Here is a 16,389-nt window from a genome sequence, read left to right as displayed (position 1 = left end):
GGGAAATTATGCTAAATGCTGAGATTTTACGTGATGCCGAGCAGCGGCGACTGACCTGGCGCTGCCGCCGCGGCATGCTGGAACTCGATATCGTGTTGCAACGCTTTGTCAGTGATCAATTTGGCAGCCTGACACTGGCAGAAATGGAGCAACTGGATGCCTTGCTCGAACTGCCAGATAACGTGTTTTGGGACTTGATTCAGGGCTTAAAAGCCCCGACCGGAGACCTCAAGCCCATGGCAGCCCTTCTTCAAAAATTGAGTGCGAGCCGACCTACGGCAGAACAGGAAACCAGATGATTCAGCATATGGGAGAAGAGCCGATTGCACTGGATGCCAGTGCCTTGGGGGATTACTGGCCAGGCATACAGTTGTATTACCCGCCAGTGAAATATGCGCCCAGCCTGGGCATTTATGAAGACATGGAGCAGGCGGCCAACCGCATGGTCAAGCATGCGCACTTTACCAATGCGCATACGCTGATTTTTGACCTGGAAGATGGTTGTCGGCAGAAAGAAATGAGCCGCACCTTGCTGCGGCAGGAGCTGCCCAAACTGCGCAAGGTCAATGAGCGCGTCACCATTGCCATCCGCGCCAACTCCTTCCGTACCGATGAGTACGAAGAAGACATGAAGCTGGTACGCGACATGGGCGAATTTATTGATGTCGTCATGCTGGCCAAGGCGGGTGAATCCTACGGTGCCGCCGAGGTGCGTGATCTGTCTAGCTTTTTGTTGAGTATCAACCCGCAAATCACCATACAGCCGATTATCGAACACCCGAAATCGCTCAAGATTGCCCCAGAACTGATGCAATACGACACTGTAAAACATGTGGTGTTTGGTATTCATGACTTCTCCAAAGCACTGGGGATTCATATCACCCCCGAGCATTGGATAGAAGAGCTGTTCTATTTTATCAACCAGCTGATTTTTGAAGCCAGGATCGCCGGTAAAGGTGTGATTGGCGGTGTGGAAACGCTGATTGGCAGCAACATCATGCCGGACAAATTTGTCGAGCCGCACGACGTGCGTCGCTGGCTGGATTTGCATGGCGATAACGAGTCGCGCGTGGTGTACAAACACGCTTGCCAGGAAGCGGCCATGGGCCTGACCGGCAAGCAGGTGATCCATCCCGGGCATATTCATTTGTGTAAAACCGCTTACACGCCATCGCCGACCGAGATCAACCAGAAGGTGGCGATTTTGAAAGCGGCGATTGAAGCCGATGCCTTGTTGGGTGGGGCGATCAAGTTTGAAGGCGAGATGTTGGACCCGCCCATGTTTGGGAAGGCGTTGCAGACGCTGCTGAGAGCACATGCCTTGCGCGCGCTCAAGGTCAGCGATATGGAGTTTGCCTTGCATGTGCTGCAGTTGATGCCAGCGCAGGTAGTACGCCAAAACTGGCCCTACGGCATTCTGCTTTAAATCAATGGCTGCGCGGGCGAATCAAGGCGTTGCGCGGTACTCGAAATCCTCATGTACTTTTGTACATTCCGGTTTCTGTGTTCCGTGCGCCTTGTGCTTCATCCCGCTCGCTCATTGATGAGCGTTTAAGCGTCATTGAAGATTTAAAAAGCATTTTCAAAAGAAATGCATATAACAGCATCGCATCAACCATGCGTGCATAGAGTGATTGGAAAGGTTTGAACATGACACAGTTAGCCCCTTATCCACAATGGCAATGGGACATCCCTGAGTTTTTCAATATCGGGGTGGCTTGTAGTGACCGGCACTTGGGGAGTCCCAAAGCCGATGAAATTGCCATGATTGTGGAGGATGACAGTTTTGGTACCAGCATCATCACCTTTGCCGAGTTGGCGGCCAGGACAGACCGTTTTGCGCAGGTGTTGCGTGGATTGGCTGTCAAGCCAGGGGACAGGGTGCTGATTCGCCTACCGAACAGCCTAGATTACCCGACGGCCTTTCTCGGCACCATGAAAACCGGGGCGATTTCCGTGCCGACGTCTACTTTGCTCACTGCAGAAGAAGTGGCTTATCTGGCCAAGGATTCCGGCGCCGTGGTCCTGGTAACTGACGCGGCCGCCTGGCAGGCGATGTCTGCCAAAATGCAGCAGAATATCGCGCAAACACCCCATCTGAAGCATGTCTTGCTGACACAGTTATCCGGGGAGGTCTCACCCGTGGATGGGTTTAATGTGGTGTCGCTGGAGGCAGCCCTGGCGAATGTGACTGACGCAGCGCCCGCCTATGCCACGCGGGCAGAAGATCCGGCTTATTTGGTCTATACCTCAGGTACGACTGGCTATCCTAAAGGCGTGTTGCATGCGCATCGTGCCTTGTTGGGGCGTCAGCCAGCCGCCAAATACTGGTTTAACTACAGCGACACGGTGCAAGACCGCATCATGCACTCCGGTAAGTTTAACTGGACCTATGTGCTGGGCACTGGGCTGATGGACCCGTTATACCTGGGTAAAACCGTGATTGTGCATGAAGGCAAAAATGATGCACAAAAGTGGCTGGATTTGATTGCCAAACACAAAGCCACCATCTTTATTGGTGTCCCGACCATTTACCGCCAGTTATTGCAAAAAACCACCGCTATACAGGCAGATATCCCCAGTGTGCGTCACTATATGAGTGCGGGCGAGCATTTGTCGGACGAAGTGTTAACGCAATGGCGTGAGCGTTTTGGGTTGGATATTTATGAAGCGGTAGGCATGAGTGAGTTTTCCTACTATTTGTCACAAAGTGTGTATCGGCCGATTCGTGCGGGCTCTGCCGGTTTTCCGCAACCTGGGCACCAGATTGTATTGCTCAATCCCGACACCCGTGAGCCGGTGGCCGAAGGTGAGGAGGGCATGATCAGTGTGCCGGATAATGATCCTGGGTTGTTCCTGAATTACTGGAACCTGCCGGAAGAGACCACCAAATACAAGCATGATGGCTATTTCTTTACCGGCGATTACGCCAAGTATGATGCCGATGGCTACCTCTGGTTTTTGGGCCGCAAGGATGACATTATCAAGAGCTTTGGCTACCGGGTGTCGCCATATGAAATCGAGCGCGTCTATAAAGGCCATCCGGCCGTGGCCGATTGCGCAGCCGTTGGCGAAGAGATTGAAAAAGACAAACTGCTGGTGGTGATTTATGTGATCCCCAAACCGGATGCCGAGATTGCGCCAGAAGAACTGATGGTCTTTGGCAAACAGCATCTGGCGGCGTATAAAGCACCGAAAACAGTCTACCTGGCCAAGGAGTTTCCACGCACCAAAAATGGTAAAATCTTGCGTAAAGATGTGAGTCCTGCCATTGCTTATCAGAAAAGCAATGCGCGCTAAAACGCTCGCCTGAAAGACCTAGAACATGGCCCTGATTAAAACCCAAGACTTTATCGAGAGTATTGCCGACGCCTTGCAATATATCTCGTACTATCATCCGGAAGACTATATCCGGGCACTGGCGGCGGCTTATGAACGCGAGGAATCGGTGGCAGCCAAGGATGCGATTGCCCAGATTTTGACCAATTCGCGCATGTGCGCCGAAGGCAAGCGTCCGTTATGCCAGGATACCGGCATCGTGGTGGCCTTTATCAAGGTCGGCATGCTTGCCAGGTTTGAAGGCGACATGACGCTGGAAGCCATGGTCAATGAAGGCGTACGCCGCGCCTATCTGCATCCTGACAATACCCTGCGCGCTTCCATCGTCAACGATCCGGCCGGGACACGCAAAAACACTAGAGACAATACGCCAGCGATTACTCACGTGGAAATGGTCGCAGGGGATAAGGTCAAAGTGCAAGTGGCAGCCAAGGGTGGTGGCTCCGAGAACAAGTCCAAACTGGCGATGCTGAACCCGAATGAAAGCATTGTCGATTGGGTACTTGAAGTGGTGCCGGAGATGGGCGCAGGCTGGTGTCCGCCAGGCATGCTGGGCATAGGCATAGGCGGTAGCGCTGAAAAAGCCATGTTGTTGGCCAAAGAGTCATTGATGGCCCCGATCGATATTCAGGCGTTGCAGGCAAAGGGTGCGCAAAACCGTATTGAAGAACTGCGTTTGGAGCTCTACGAGAAGGTCAATCGCTTAGGCATAGGCGCACAGGGTCTGGGTGGCTTAACCACGGTACTCGATGTGAAAATTCTCGATTACCCCACCCATGCAGCCAGTTTGCCGGTGGCGATTATCCCCAACTGTGCCGCCACCAGACATGTGCACTTCACGCTGGATGGCTCAGGGGTGGCGGTGCTGACTCCGCCCAGCCCTGAGGTTTACCCGGATGTGCATTGGGCACCCAGTCCGCAAGCCAAGCGCGTGAATCTGGAGACGGTGACGCGCGAAGAAACCCAGTGCTGGAAAACCGGCGACACGCTGTTGCTGACCGGCAAGATTCTGACCGGTCGTGATGCCGCGCATAAACGGATTCAAACCATGCTGGCCAAGGGCGAGCCCTTGCCGGTGGATTTCACCAACAAGTTTATCTACTACGTCGGCCCGGTCGATGCCGTGCGCGATGAGGCGGTCGGCCCCGCTGGCCCGACCACTGCCACACGGATGGATAGCTATACCGACATGATGCTGAACACCGGCTTGCTTGGCTCCATCGGTAAAGCTGAACGCGGTGACGAAGCGCTGACTGAGATTGCCAGACACAAGTCGGTCTACCTGATGGCGGTTGGTGGTGCGGCTTACCTGGTCAGCAAGGCCATCAAACATGCGCGCGTGTTGGCATTTGAAGATTTAGGCATGGAGGCCATCTATGAGTTTGAAGTGGAAAACATGCCGGTGACGGTGGCAGTGAGTGCCGATGGCGATTCTGCGCACAAGAGCGGCCCAGCCCTCTGGCGCAAGAAGATTGCGCTCAAAGCGGTTTAATGTGCTTTCCATCACAGAACATGCGCACGATTTGCTAAACACTACGTCATACTACTAAGCGTCAGAATGGGGGTAAGTATGATAAAAGGATTAAAAGCAAATACAGGTGTCAGCATGTGTTGCGCCGTTGCGCTGATGATGTTGACTGTGCAAGCGCACGCAGAGTCTGCCCTGGAGTATTTTACGGATAGCACTGGCAAATATGCCGGACCGAGTCTGGAAGACCAGGTGGCGTTAATGGACACCGACCATAATGGTTTTGCCGATGTGTTTGAGGTACGTGCCTATCTGGAAAAGCAACATGGCAAGGGCTATCAGAAAGAACTGCTCGATAAATGGGAGTCTTCTGCTGCTGGCAAAAGCTGCAGTACCCCGTTTGCCAAGCAACTTTACGGAGACAGTACACGCTGACAGCGTGCGCAGTGTTGTTTTGATGCTGACAATGGCTGTCATTTTGATCAATTGCCAGAATGTTACAAGCAGTTAACATTCTGGCGGAGGGAGTGCATTATAATCAAATCAAAAGAATGCCTCGCGGCCAGTGGTTAATACCGGCCCATTCCCCGATTTTCGTTTTATTGCCCAAATTTGATTTATTAAATAGAGCCTACACATCATGTTAGAAGCATACGACACCCACGTAAAAGAGCGCGCTGCGCAAAACCTTCCTCCCTTACCCCTGAACGCTGAGCAAGTGGCCGCGCTGGTTGAGTTACTCAAGTCTCCTCCAGCCGGGCAGGAAGCCTTGCTGGTGCATCTGCTTGAAAACCGCATTCCGGCCGGTGTAGACCAGGCGGCGTACGTCAAAGCGGCCTTTTTGGCCGATATTGCCAATGGCAAGGCCAGCTCACCCTTGGTCAGCGCTGAAAAAGCCGTTGAGCTGCTGGGGACCATGCTGGGTGGCTATAACGTGCAGGCGCTGGTGGCTTTACTGGATACGCCCATGGCGGCGCATGCCGTGAAGGCCTTGTCCACGACCATCCTCATGTTTGATGCCTTCCACGATGTGGATGCCAAAATGAAGGCGGGTAACACGCATGCCAAAACATTGATGCAAGCCTGGGCAGAGGCACAATGGTTTACCAGCAAACCAGCGCTCAAAGATGAGATCAAAGTGGTGGTGTTCAAGCTGGATGGTGAAACCAACACTGATGACCTGAGCCCGGCGCAAGATGCCTGGAGCCGTCCCGATATCCCGTTACACGCCAAGGCGATGCTGGTCAACCGTATGTCTGATGGCCTCAAAGTGATTGAGGAACTGAAGCAAAAAGGTCTGCCATTGGCTTATGTAGGCGATGTGGTCGGGACAGGTTCTTCACGCAAATCTGCCATCAACTCTGTGCAATGGTGGATGGGCGACGATATTCCGTTTATCCCGAACAAGCGCACGGGCGGCGTGGTCATTGGCAGCAAGATTGCGCCTATCTTCTTTAACACGGCTGAAGACTCTGGTGCCTTGCCGATTCAATGTGATGTCTCCAAACTGAATACAGGTGATGTGATTGTCATTAAGCCGTTTGAAGGCAAAGTGTTGTCTGAAGCGGGCGAGGTTTTGGCCACATTTGAAATGAACCCGGTTACCCTGGCGGATGAAGTGCGCGCCGGTGGCCGCATTCCGCTGATTATTGGCCGCGGCCTGACTTCAAATGCCCGCAAAGCGCTGGGCTTGGGTGAGACTGATCTCTTTATTAAAGCGGTGCCTGCCAAAGATACTGGCAAAGGCTATACGCTGGCGCAAAAAATGGTGGGCCGTGCGTGTGGCCTGCCTGAAGGCATGGGTGTGCGACCAGGCACCTATTGCGAACCTAAAGCCACCACCGTCGGCTCTCAGGATACGACAGGCGGCATGACGCGTGACGAGCTCAAAGAGCTGGCGTGTCTGGGCTTTAGCGCCGATCTGGTGATGCAGAGCTTCTGCCATACCGCGGCCTATCCAAAGCCGGTTGATATCAAGTTGCAGCACGAGCTGCCAGAGTTTATGTCCAGCCGTGGCGGTGTCAGCCTGCGCGCTGGCGATGGCGTGATCCACTCCTGGCTCAACCGCATGATTCTGCCGGATACCGTGGGTACGGGCGGTGATTCGCATACCCGTTTCCCAATAGGTATCAGCTTCCCGGCCGGGTCTGGTCTGGTGGCGTTTGCCGCAGCAACCGGGGCGATGCCACTGGATATGCCTGAGTCGGTCTTGGTGCGCTTTAAAGGTGAAATGCAACCAGGCATCACCTTGCGTGACCTGGTGAACGCGATTCCGTATGCGGCCATTCAGGAAGGAACCTTGACCGTCGGCAAGCAGGGCAAGAAAAACGTGTTTAACGGCCGCGTGCTTGAAATTGAAGGCTTGCCTGACCTCAAGGTCGAGCAAGCGTTTGAATTGGCGGATGCCTCGGCAGAGCGTTCCGCCAACGGTTGCACGGTGCTGCTGAACAAAGAGCCGGTGATCGAATTCCTCAATTCCAATATCGTGCTGATGCAGAACATGATCGAAAACGGGTATGCAGATGCACGCACGCTGGAGCGCCGGATTGCCAGCATGAAGGCCTGGCTGGAAAAACCGGAGCTGTTGCAGCCTGACAGTGATGCCGAATACGCCCATGTGATTGAGATTGATCTTAACGAAATCAAAGAGCCATTGGTAGCCTGCCCGAATGACCCGGATGACATCAAACCGTTGTCAGCCGTGGTGGGGGACAAGATTGATGAGGTGTTTATCGGTAGCTGCATGACCAATATCGGCCATTACCGTGCTGCGGGCAAGGTGCTCGAAGGCGCAGGTGGCATCCCAACCCGCTTGTGGATTGCCCCACCGACCCGCATGGACGAAGCACAACTGCGCGCCGAGGGGGTTTATTCCACCTTTGGGGTGGCCGGGGCCCGTACCGAAGTGCCAGGCTGCTCGCTTTGCATGGGTAACCAGGCACGCGTGGCGGACAAGGCCACCGTGTTCTCGACCTCTACCCGTAACTTTGATAACCGTATGGGCAAGGATGCTCGCGTCTATCTGGGTTCTGCCGAGCTGGCGGCGGTGTGCGCCAAGCTGGGGCGCATGCCGACCATGCAGGAATATATGGACACCTTGGGTAGCAAGCTGACCAATACGGCCGAGATTTACAAATACCTGAACTTCAACCAGATGACGCAATATGCCGCCTCACTGGAAAACAGTAAAAAGATTATTCCGATCAAAGAAACGGCATAAGGGCTTAATCTTCAAGTACAACAAGGGGGCGCAAGCCCCCTTTGTTTTTTATCAGCCTCGTTCTTTTGTTTTCTGCTGTTGTTTTTCAAGCCGCACATTTGCTTGCAACTGTAAAAGCGGTAACGGCGATATTCGCAGGTGATCTGTTTTGATTATGATGTATTGGCTGTAAGCAATGATGGCTGCGGCTAGCACAGCCATTCATTGGTTTAACAGGTTGCCAATATCCAAGGAGAAACCCATGAAATCGTGCGAACAAACACTGCCTTACCTCCCTCAACAACGCTTGCTTGCTCATGATTACGGCCAGGTGTACTGCCGTTATGATGAAAAATCGCAGGCATTGTGGACTTATCTTTCTCAGCCGCAACGGATTCCGTGCATCAATCACGCCTTGTTGCTGGACTTGCATGCCCACCATCATGATATCGAACTGAGTGGCGGTTATGTTGAGATCGCGAACGGGGCGTCATTGCCGATCCGCTATTCGGTATTCGCTTCTGCCACGCCCGGCTATTTTAATATGGGTGGCGATCTGCAAAAGATGGCTGCTGCCATCCGCCAACAGGACAGGGCGCAACTGGAGGCCTATGCCAGACTCAGTATAGACGTGGTGGCACAACGCGCTTTCCGCTTTCAACTGGCCAATGTCACCAAAGTTTCACTGCTGCAAGGTGAGGTGTTGGGGGCAGGCATTGAAGCGGCTTTAACCAGTGATGTGTTGATTGCAGAGCGACAGGCTGTGTTTTGCTTTCCCGAGCTATTCTTCAATATGATTCCAGGCATGGGGGCTTACAGCCTCATTGCACGCAAAGCAGGCATGGCAGTGGCTGACAAGATGATTTTGGGGTGCGAGCGCTATAGCGCGGAAGAGTGTCTGCAAATGGGGTTGATCGATATGGTGGTCGAGCAAGGGGAAGGCGAGCAGGCCGTACGCACCTTTATCGATAAAAACAATAAACACGCCGCAGGGTTTTTATCCGCACAAAAAGCCAAGGAAAAAATTCATCCGCTAAGCTATGATGAATTGACGGCGATTGTGCAGCTTTGGGTTGAAAATGCCTTGCAACTCAGTGAGCGCGACTTGAAAGTGATGGACCGTTTTTATCGTGCGCAGTCACGCTTGTTTCAGTCAGTGCCTGCAGATCAGCAGAGAGAAGCTGTGCTGACACCGTCCACTGAAAGTGAGGCGTTCTTCGTGCATGACCGCGTTGTGAACCAATAAGCGTGTGCTTGATATTTGGGGATGCCAGGCGCTTGCACTAGCTATTTTTTTGACCGCTTGGATGAAAGCTTGTCTCGCTGTTGCATGAGCTGGCCACGGGTTTCTTCGTAGCAGTCTGCAACTGCCTGATATAGCAGGGAAATGGTCGAGGCATCCTTCATGTTTAAGCCCAGCAGGCGACGACTGTGCTTGCTCAATGGAATCAGGCCCATGTTGGCGGATTCCCCAGCTAGGCTGTGCGCCAGTGTATGAACTTGTGCAAAGTTGAGGTCCATGCATTGCTTGCCTAAGTCGCGGACCAGGTCATCTGTTGTCTCGATAAACTCGCGGATAAGTTTGTTTAAAAACGCCTCGCTGCCACCGAGCTTGAGCAAGTGCGCCATACGGTCCTGATCCAGCAGCGGCTCGGTCATCGGTGCAATGGTCGGGATACTTTCTGCGGTTGCCGAGGGATGCGCATCTGCTGGCGATTGCGCTTTGCCACGTTTTTTCGAAGCGGCTGTGGTGGCGGCAAGCGCCTCTGCGCCTGCTTGCGTGTCCAGCGTGCTTGTAATGGCTTCCACCAGGGTTTGAATCTGGCGCGACACCACTGGCTTGGTCAATACCTGATAAACCCCGGCGCGCAAACAGCGATCCTGTGTGGCTTTGGTGGCATCGGCGGTGAGGATCACGGTACGGATAGGCTGACTGCCCGGCAAGGCATGATAGATCCTGAACACCTCCAGGCCATTCATTTCCGGCATGTTGTAATCCAGGATCATCAGGTCAAACTGATGCTGCTCCAGCATATCAAGCGCGGCATCACCGTTGTCCACGGATTTCACCACACAGTGCATTCTTTGCAGGGTCTCATTGAGGATCATCCGGTTGACCACATTATCATCTGCAATCAGCACACGGATTTTTTTGCGGAATCGGGTGTGGCTACTTAATGGCACCACATTGGAGGCGTTATCCAGGTTGATTTCGGTGCTCCGGTCAACACTGGGCGCGATTGCGTGGGTCAGGGGCAAGCTGACCTCAAACACTGTGCCTACATTTTCCTTGCTGCTCACGCTAATGCTGCCACCCATGACCTCAACCAGTTGTTTGGCAATCGTCGTACCCAAGCCCGTGCCGCCATAACGCCGGGTGATGCTGCTATCTGCCTGGGTGAAACTGTCAAAAATAAAAGGCAAGGCCTCCGCCTTGATGCCGATGCCGCTATCCTGAATGCGGAAACATAACAGGCTGCGGTTGGCATACTGTTCCTGGACACTGACCGTGATCTCGACGCCACCGTGCTGCGTGAATTTAATCGCGTTGGCGATCAAATTAGTCAATATCTGCTCCAGATGATGCATGCTGCCAGAAAAGTGCCGTTCCGCTTCATTGGCGAGATTGAACTTCAACCAGAGTTGCTTGCGTTCCACTTCAAGTTGAAACACGAGGTGCAAGCGGTTGATCAAGTCTGGCAAGTAAAAAGCAATCTCTTCGAGATCGACTTTACCTTTTTCAATCTTGCTGATATCGAGCACGTCATTGATGAGCTTTTTCAGACTGCTGGCTGAGGCCCCAACCATATTCAAGAATTCGGCTTGTTTGCGGTCAAGCTTGGTCTGGGCCAGCAGTTCACTGGCGCCAATAATGCCATTGAGCGGTGTGCGCATTTCATGGCTGATATTCGACAGAAAGTTTGTCTTTGCCTCGCTGGCTTGGTCAGCCTCTTTGGTGGCTTTTTCCAGGCTCACCAGCAACCGTAGGGCATGCGGTGGAATCAGTAACAGTGTCAGCAAAAAGCCATAAGCCAGATGCTGGTGTTCTATCCAATAAGGGTTTAAATACAAGGTTAGACTAAAGCCCACCAGGCTTAGCATATAGCAGCCTTTGAAAAACTTGGTGCCATAACGCAAGCCATAGCCAATAATCAGCCACAAATAAATGCCGATAAATACGCCGGCCATCGCCCCCGAGATCATTTGCTCTAGCGAGGTGGCGGTGATATCCATCACCATGGCGGTCCATTGCCGTTTTTCGTTTTTGGCCGGGTTGCGCAAGATGTTATACAACATCAGAAAACCAAAGCCCAGATAAATCAGACACAACAATACGGGTTCATAGCTGCTGCGATTAATCAGCAAGTAAAGCGTAATCATGCTGACAAAAAGCACGCGGATCAGTGCCTGCTCAGTTTCATAACTGACAGATTTGATCTCGCTTACTTTGTACACCAACTGCTTTACTAGGGTTCGCATGTTTGATGGGATATCAGGGTATTAGCCAATGATTAGTGAGAGAAAAACTTAACTTTATTGATAGTTAACGGCTTTTTCTTAAGATAACTTAAAGTTTAACAGGCAAGGTTTGATTATCAAAGTAAGTTTACTTTTCAAACGCGCAAAATAAGATTGTGTTTCGTGCAGCGCATGCGCAAAATACCGCCCTGATACAAAACGCTGCCTGATGACAGATGTGGAAAGTGTAATGAATGATGACTGATCAAGCGCCAGCCCTTTCAAGATGGTCACGTTGGCTCGCCCGTAGCCGCATGGCGCTGCCGATCGTGTTTTTTATCGGCGGCTTTGTCTGGGACGCGATTACCATAGGCAAAAAAGTCGCCATGTCCGACATGATCATTTTTGCCTTGTATTTGCTGGTGGCCGCTATTCTCATGTACCAGTTGGCCGAACCTTCTTCTTCCATCCGGCGGCTGGGCGAGCGGCTGTTGAGCTTCCAATGGGTACAGCACAAAGTCACGCGCTGGCCAGTGCACGATTGGCCATACTGGGTATTACAATTTTTGTTTGGCAGCCTGTTAAGCGCTCTGTTTATTCTGTACTTCAAAAGCTCCAGCGAGGGCGTGGCCTGGATTATTACCCTGGTGTTGGGCGCGTTGCTGGTCGCCAACGAGTTTCTTGAGAGTGAATACCGGCGCCTGAGCTTGTGCTGGAGCATGTTCGGCCTCTGCTCCATCCTCTGGTGTAACTTTGCCTTTCCCTTTTTGTTTGGCAGCGTGCATGCGGCTTGGTTTTACCTGAGTACCTTGCTCGGGGCGACCATCACTTATGTGCTTTACCAGCGCGCGCCGCATCACAGAGGTCGAATCTGGCCGGTGTGGGCAATCGCCGGGTTACTCATGCTGGCTTACCAGCAAGACATGATTCCGCCTGTGCCGTTGGTCAAGCAAGCTGTGGTGGTGGCCTACGATCTGGAAAAGTCACCACAAGGCTACTGGATGACGGTGGAAAAGTCGCCCTGGTGGCAGTTTTGGCGGGTGGATACCGACCATTTTTACTTGCAGCCCGGTCAACGGCTGGTATGCTTTTCTGCTATTTTTGCGCCACAAGGCCTCAAAACCCATCTGCTGCATGATTGGCAGAAAAAACAGGGCGACCAGTGGGTGAGTGTCTCTACCCCGGGGTTTTCATTGACAGGCGGACGTGACAGCGGTTATCGCGGCTATACCTATAAAACCAATCTCACGCCAGGCGAGTGGCGGGTGCGTATCCAGACCGGCAACCGGCAAACCATCGCCAGCCATCAATTCACCGTCACGCTTGGGCAGGGCAGGGATACGCATAAACGCATCCGTATCCGCTATTAGTGGCATGAGTGTTTGCCCATTCCAGCTCGCCTAATAAAGCCCAGTCTAGCGCTGTTTGCCTTCGCAACTGGCCTGCGCGCCTGCATCTTGCGCTAACACTTGTGCCAGCCACGGCAGGTGCGGCTCTACCGATTGCCGCAAGGTCCACGGCGGGTTAATCACCCACATGCCACTGCCATACATGCCAAAGCCGTCGGCTGAAGGTTGTTCTACATCCAGCGTCACATGCAAAAAGTCGGTGTCCAGACGGCGCAGCTTGTCTATCATTTGCTGCGGTTCTGGGCGTTGCAAGCGGGGGTACCAGATTAAATAAGTGCCTGTGGCAAAGCGCTTCAGGCTGTCTTTAATACAATCCACCACGCGTGAGTAATCATCTTTGACTTCATAAGGCGGATCAATCAGCACGATGCCACGTTTGGTCGGTGGCGGCAGGCAAGCCTTGATACCCTCAAAGCCGTCTTTTTGCTGAATCGCGATTTGCCGTTTTTGTGATGCAAATTGCTGCTCCAGCAAAGCCGCATCGGCCGGGTGTAGCTCAAACAAGCGTAATTTATCCACCGGGTTGATTAAGTGGCTGGCCAGCCAGGGTGAGCCCGGGTAAAGCATCTGCTGATCTTTATTTGCTGCGGCAACAGCCTCCAGATAGATTTGAAACGGCTCAGGCGCCTGGCTTTGCTGCAAACGCAAAATGCCATCCACGTATTCCGCTGTTTTATTCGCCACGCTACTGTCCAGGCGATACAGTCCGGCCCCCGCATGGGTATCAACCACCCAATAAGGCTTATCCTTCTGGTTAAAATAATCCAGCACCAGGCTGAATATCCAGTGTTTTAAAACGTCGGCATGGTTGCCAGCATGAAAGGCGTGTCTGTAACTTAACATGATGATTTTCTCTACAAGCCAGCATTATCCCAGATTTTTCATTAGAGACTGTTTTATGTCAGAAAGTCGATAGGGTGCTTTTATAAAATCAAGTGACTTATGTTTAGAATGCATGGGCTAGACAAGGCGCGATTAAAAAAATCTGACGCAGCATATAAGTAATATGTAAGGAAGAGTTTTTTGCGAGCATTCGCTTTGCGAATTGCCTGCTTAACCCACTATATGAGCAACGCCGTATCGCGACGTAAATTGAATTTATAGAAGTGCCCTATTGTGAAAAGCAGCTAATTTGCATTAGCATGCCATCATGAAACCTAGCCATACACCTCACGAACATTCTCACTCTTCTGGTCGCTGCCCCTATGGTCACGATCACGCAGATGATCACGGGCATGACCACAGCCATGAACACGCGCATAGCCATGATAATCACGAGCACGGTAACCCGTTTTGGCTGCCATTTCTCGCCATTTCCGTCTTTACCGTGGTTGAGTTTATCGGTGGCTGGTGGACACAATCGCTAGCCTTGCTCAGCGACGCCTGGCACATGCTGTTTGATGTGCTGGCACTCGGCCTTGCGATGTGGGCAGCACAGCAGGCGCGCAGTGGGCATCCTGCCTCAAAACACACCGAGCGTCGGGTCTCCATGATCAACGCCGTCTCCATGCTGCTAGTCACCGGCTGGATTGTCTACGAAGCCATCGAGCGCTTGCAAAATCCGCGGCCAGTCGCAGGCGGTTATGTCAGCATCATTGCCCTGGTAGGCTTACTGGTTAACGTTGTTGTTGCCAAACACATGCATCATCAGCAACACAATCACGGCGGTGATGAAAACTTAAACCACCGTGCCGCATTCCTGCATGTGCTAGGCGACTTGCTCGGTTCAGTCACCGCCGTGGTCGCAGGCGCAGTTATCTACTTTACAGGCTGGATGAACATAGACCCCATCCTCTCTATCCTGATTTCAGTACTGCTGCTGGTGGTCACGCTCAACCTCATCCTCGATATTCTCCGCGGTGGTGCAGGCCATCATCACTAGTTTAAAGATCATTTAACCAACCACAGAAGGAGCGTCAATATGCCTTATGTCAATGTGAAACTAGCAGGCTCAGTCACCAAAGAGCAGAAAAAACAAATCGCCAAAGAGATTACCGAAACATTGCAAAAGCACGCGCACAAACCAGCGAATTACACCTATATCGTGTTTGAAGAGGTCGAGTATGAGGATTGGGCGATAGGTGGGGAGCTTTTAGGGTAACTAGTCTTAGTGATCAGGTGTGTTTTGTTATTGATTTAATAAAAGTTTTTTACTCATGATTATTAAATTAATTAATATAAACAGAGGGTTATTGGAACTTATGGTTGATGGTAACAATAGCTCTGCCTCAGGATATACACCGATTTCGGTGTCTACATTACGTTAGGGCACAAAGGAGCGTCGTGAGGCTACATAAGATGGAAATTGCTAGACGGCAGATAGAAACTGCTTCAGAGCTACTCTTAGACGAACGTGACTTCTTAGCCGTTGTTACTCTTGCGGGCGCAGCAGAGGAAATTCTTGGTAGTTTGCTCCGACGTAAAGGCCAACTTGCTATGATTGACCACTTAGTAAATCTCGACAAACGTCAATTTGGTGGGCGACCATTTGCGGTACTTAATAAAGAAGTTAATGGCAATCGTAATGCACTCAAACATGCGAATGACCCGCAAGAAGATACTATAGAAATCGAGGCAGGTGAGGCCATAGCCATGCTCAGCCGCGCTATAGTCAACTATGCTTTGCTCAACAATGCTGAGTTAACGCCAATTATGATCCTTGTATATGAGTACCTTAATAGACTATACCCTGATGATGCGCCCTAACCCATCCATCAAGCGGGACTGGCGAGAACACTCTTCGATGAACCAATTTTTAATAACGAGGGCTGAGCCACCAATGTCGCCAGCCCCTTATCTCAAACGTTATGAATTAAGAATGTCAGGGAGGTTTTTTTGTTAGCTGAATCATTTGCAACAATTGTTGGACTACTTGGACAATACCGTTCAGAAAAAGGCTCACAAGCTCAGCTTGAATTCAACGATTTCATGGAGTGGCTTGCTAAAGCCAATCACACTGAAATTAAAGACCTTCTTGAGTTAAATACTCAAGCCACAATTCATATAAAAGCATTGCTAAATCAAGACCATAGAATATTTAAAGAAAAACTTGATAAGATTGATGCTGCCATTACCGCTTTCGCAAGCGCTATCGAAGGTTTTGATATGCTGGCTCGCGAAGTTAATCCTGACGCAACCCTTTCAGCCCAAGCGGTAAATATACTTGAGCAATTTCAGGCATCTGGTGCAACCAAAGTCCTTGAAATTAAAATGATGGGCGGTACGATTTACCAGTTTCTTGAAGTAAGTGGCGGCCTAGAAATATCAGAGCAAAGATTTGTAGAGGATGACCTTAACACTCTTGTTGAATATGGACTCCTACGCCATGACTACAACTCAAAAGGTGACAACATATACATATTTACGCGAGCTGCATCTCGCTTAGTAGGTGATAAAAATTCATAACCCATCATTCAACTAGGACTCTGGACTTGCCTTAGAAAAGTAGACACATCGACCTAACTTTTTAGGAGATGTTAAATGGCAAGAACAATCAAACGGATATACGCACGATA

The 16,389-nt window shown here is 51.4% G+C and carries 14 protein-coding genes; 12 read left to right on the top strand and 2 right to left on the bottom strand.

The features are described from left to right. Nucleotides 1–8: 8 nt before the first annotated feature. The 7 genes from ACFQ1T_RS14140 to ACFQ1T_RS14110 all read left to right on the top strand — a co-directional run bounded on the left by ACFQ1T_RS14140 (nucleotide 9) and on the right by ACFQ1T_RS14110 (nucleotide 9,252). Nucleotides 9–299: an FAD assembly factor SdhE gene (locus ACFQ1T_RS14140; RefSeq protein ID WP_379077950.1), complete on the top strand. Its 291-nt coding sequence runs from the start codon at nucleotides 9–11 to the stop codon at nucleotides 297–299. Next, nucleotides 296–1,426: an HpcH/HpaI aldolase/citrate lyase family protein gene (locus ACFQ1T_RS14135; protein WP_194746971.1), complete on the top strand. Its 1,131-nt coding sequence runs from the start codon at nucleotides 296–298 to the stop codon at nucleotides 1,424–1,426. The genes ACFQ1T_RS14140 and ACFQ1T_RS14135 overlap by 4 nt, the downstream gene beginning before the upstream one ends. 224 nt (nucleotides 1,427–1,650) lie before the next feature. Then, the gene (locus ACFQ1T_RS14130; RefSeq protein WP_379077946.1) at nucleotides 1,651–3,300 is read left to right on the top strand and encodes an acyl-CoA synthetase; all 1,650 of its coding nucleotides are present in this window, start codon (nucleotides 1,651–1,653) and stop codon (nucleotides 3,298–3,300) included. 25 nt (nucleotides 3,301–3,325) lie between these two features. Continuing rightward, nucleotides 3,326–4,831, top strand: a complete 1,506-nt coding sequence (locus tag ACFQ1T_RS14125; RefSeq protein WP_379077943.1) for a fumarate hydratase — start codon at nucleotides 3,326–3,328, stop codon at nucleotides 4,829–4,831. A gap of 78 nt (nucleotides 4,832–4,909) precedes the next feature. Next, complete coding sequence (locus ACFQ1T_RS14120; RefSeq protein ID WP_379077940.1) at nucleotides 4,910–5,242, top strand: hypothetical protein; 333 nt, start codon at nucleotides 4,910–4,912, stop codon at nucleotides 5,240–5,242. 205 nt (nucleotides 5,243–5,447) lie between these two features. Then, on the top strand, nucleotides 5,448–8,027 hold the full coding sequence (gene acnB, locus ACFQ1T_RS14115; RefSeq protein WP_379077937.1) for a bifunctional aconitate hydratase 2/2-methylisocitrate dehydratase: 2,580 nt from the start codon (nucleotides 5,448–5,450) through the stop codon (nucleotides 8,025–8,027). Between the two features lie 241 nt (nucleotides 8,028–8,268). Beyond that, nucleotides 8,269–9,252 carry a crotonase/enoyl-CoA hydratase family protein gene (locus tag ACFQ1T_RS14110; protein ID WP_379077934.1) on the top strand — a complete coding sequence of 328 codons (984 nt, stop codon included), beginning with the start codon at nucleotides 8,269–8,271 and terminating at the stop codon, nucleotides 9,250–9,252. Between the two features lie 41 nt (nucleotides 9,253–9,293). Here the strand turns inward: ACFQ1T_RS14110 and ACFQ1T_RS14105 are convergent, their stop codons facing one another. Beyond that, complete coding sequence (locus ACFQ1T_RS14105; RefSeq protein ID WP_379077931.1) at nucleotides 9,294–11,486, bottom strand: ATP-binding protein; 2,193 nt, start codon at nucleotides 11,484–11,486, stop codon at nucleotides 9,294–9,296. A gap of 233 nt (nucleotides 11,487–11,719) precedes the next feature. On the opposite strand from ACFQ1T_RS14105, the gene ACFQ1T_RS14100 reads away from it, so the two are divergent. Beyond that, nucleotides 11,720–12,835 carry a DUF2914 domain-containing protein gene (locus ACFQ1T_RS14100; protein ID WP_379077928.1) on the top strand — a complete coding sequence of 372 codons (1,116 nt, stop codon included), beginning with the start codon at nucleotides 11,720–11,722 and terminating at the stop codon, nucleotides 12,833–12,835. Nucleotides 12,836–12,880: 45 nt separating this feature from the next. Here ACFQ1T_RS14100 and ACFQ1T_RS14095 read toward each other — a convergent pair whose 3' ends face one another. After that, complete coding sequence (locus ACFQ1T_RS14095; protein ID WP_379077925.1) at nucleotides 12,881–13,717, bottom strand: 23S rRNA (adenine(2030)-N(6))-methyltransferase RlmJ; 837 nt, start codon at nucleotides 13,715–13,717, stop codon at nucleotides 12,881–12,883. 307 nt (nucleotides 13,718–14,024) lie between these two features. Between ACFQ1T_RS14095 and ACFQ1T_RS14090 the strand changes: the two genes are divergently transcribed. From ACFQ1T_RS14090 to ACFQ1T_RS14075, 4 genes are all read left to right on the top strand, one after another. Further along, nucleotides 14,025–14,756 (top strand): cation diffusion facilitator family transporter, encoded by a 732-nt coding sequence (locus ACFQ1T_RS14090; protein ID WP_379077922.1) that lies wholly within the window; start codon nucleotides 14,025–14,027, stop codon nucleotides 14,754–14,756. 39 nt (nucleotides 14,757–14,795) lie between these two features. Continuing rightward, nucleotides 14,796–14,975 carry a tautomerase family protein gene (locus tag ACFQ1T_RS14085; protein WP_018985002.1) on the top strand — a complete coding sequence of 60 codons (180 nt, stop codon included), beginning with the start codon at nucleotides 14,796–14,798 and terminating at the stop codon, nucleotides 14,973–14,975. A 197-nt stretch (nucleotides 14,976–15,172) separates the two neighbouring features. Next, nucleotides 15,173–15,580, top strand: a complete 408-nt coding sequence (locus tag ACFQ1T_RS14080; RefSeq protein WP_379077919.1) for a hypothetical protein — start codon at nucleotides 15,173–15,175, stop codon at nucleotides 15,578–15,580. Between the two features lie 129 nt (nucleotides 15,581–15,709). Next, nucleotides 15,710–16,279, top strand: a complete 570-nt coding sequence (locus ACFQ1T_RS14075) for a hypothetical protein (RefSeq protein ID WP_379077916.1) — start codon at nucleotides 15,710–15,712, stop codon at nucleotides 16,277–16,279. The last annotated feature ends 110 nt before the right edge of the window (nucleotides 16,280–16,389 follow it).

This window comes from Methylophilus glucosoxydans, assembly GCF_042676145.1.
Lineage (GTDB): Bacteria > Pseudomonadota > Gammaproteobacteria > Burkholderiales > Methylophilaceae > Methylophilus > Methylophilus glucosoxydans.
Note: the sequence above shows the minus strand (reverse complement) of the source record. Positions and strands in the feature narration are given on the sequence as shown.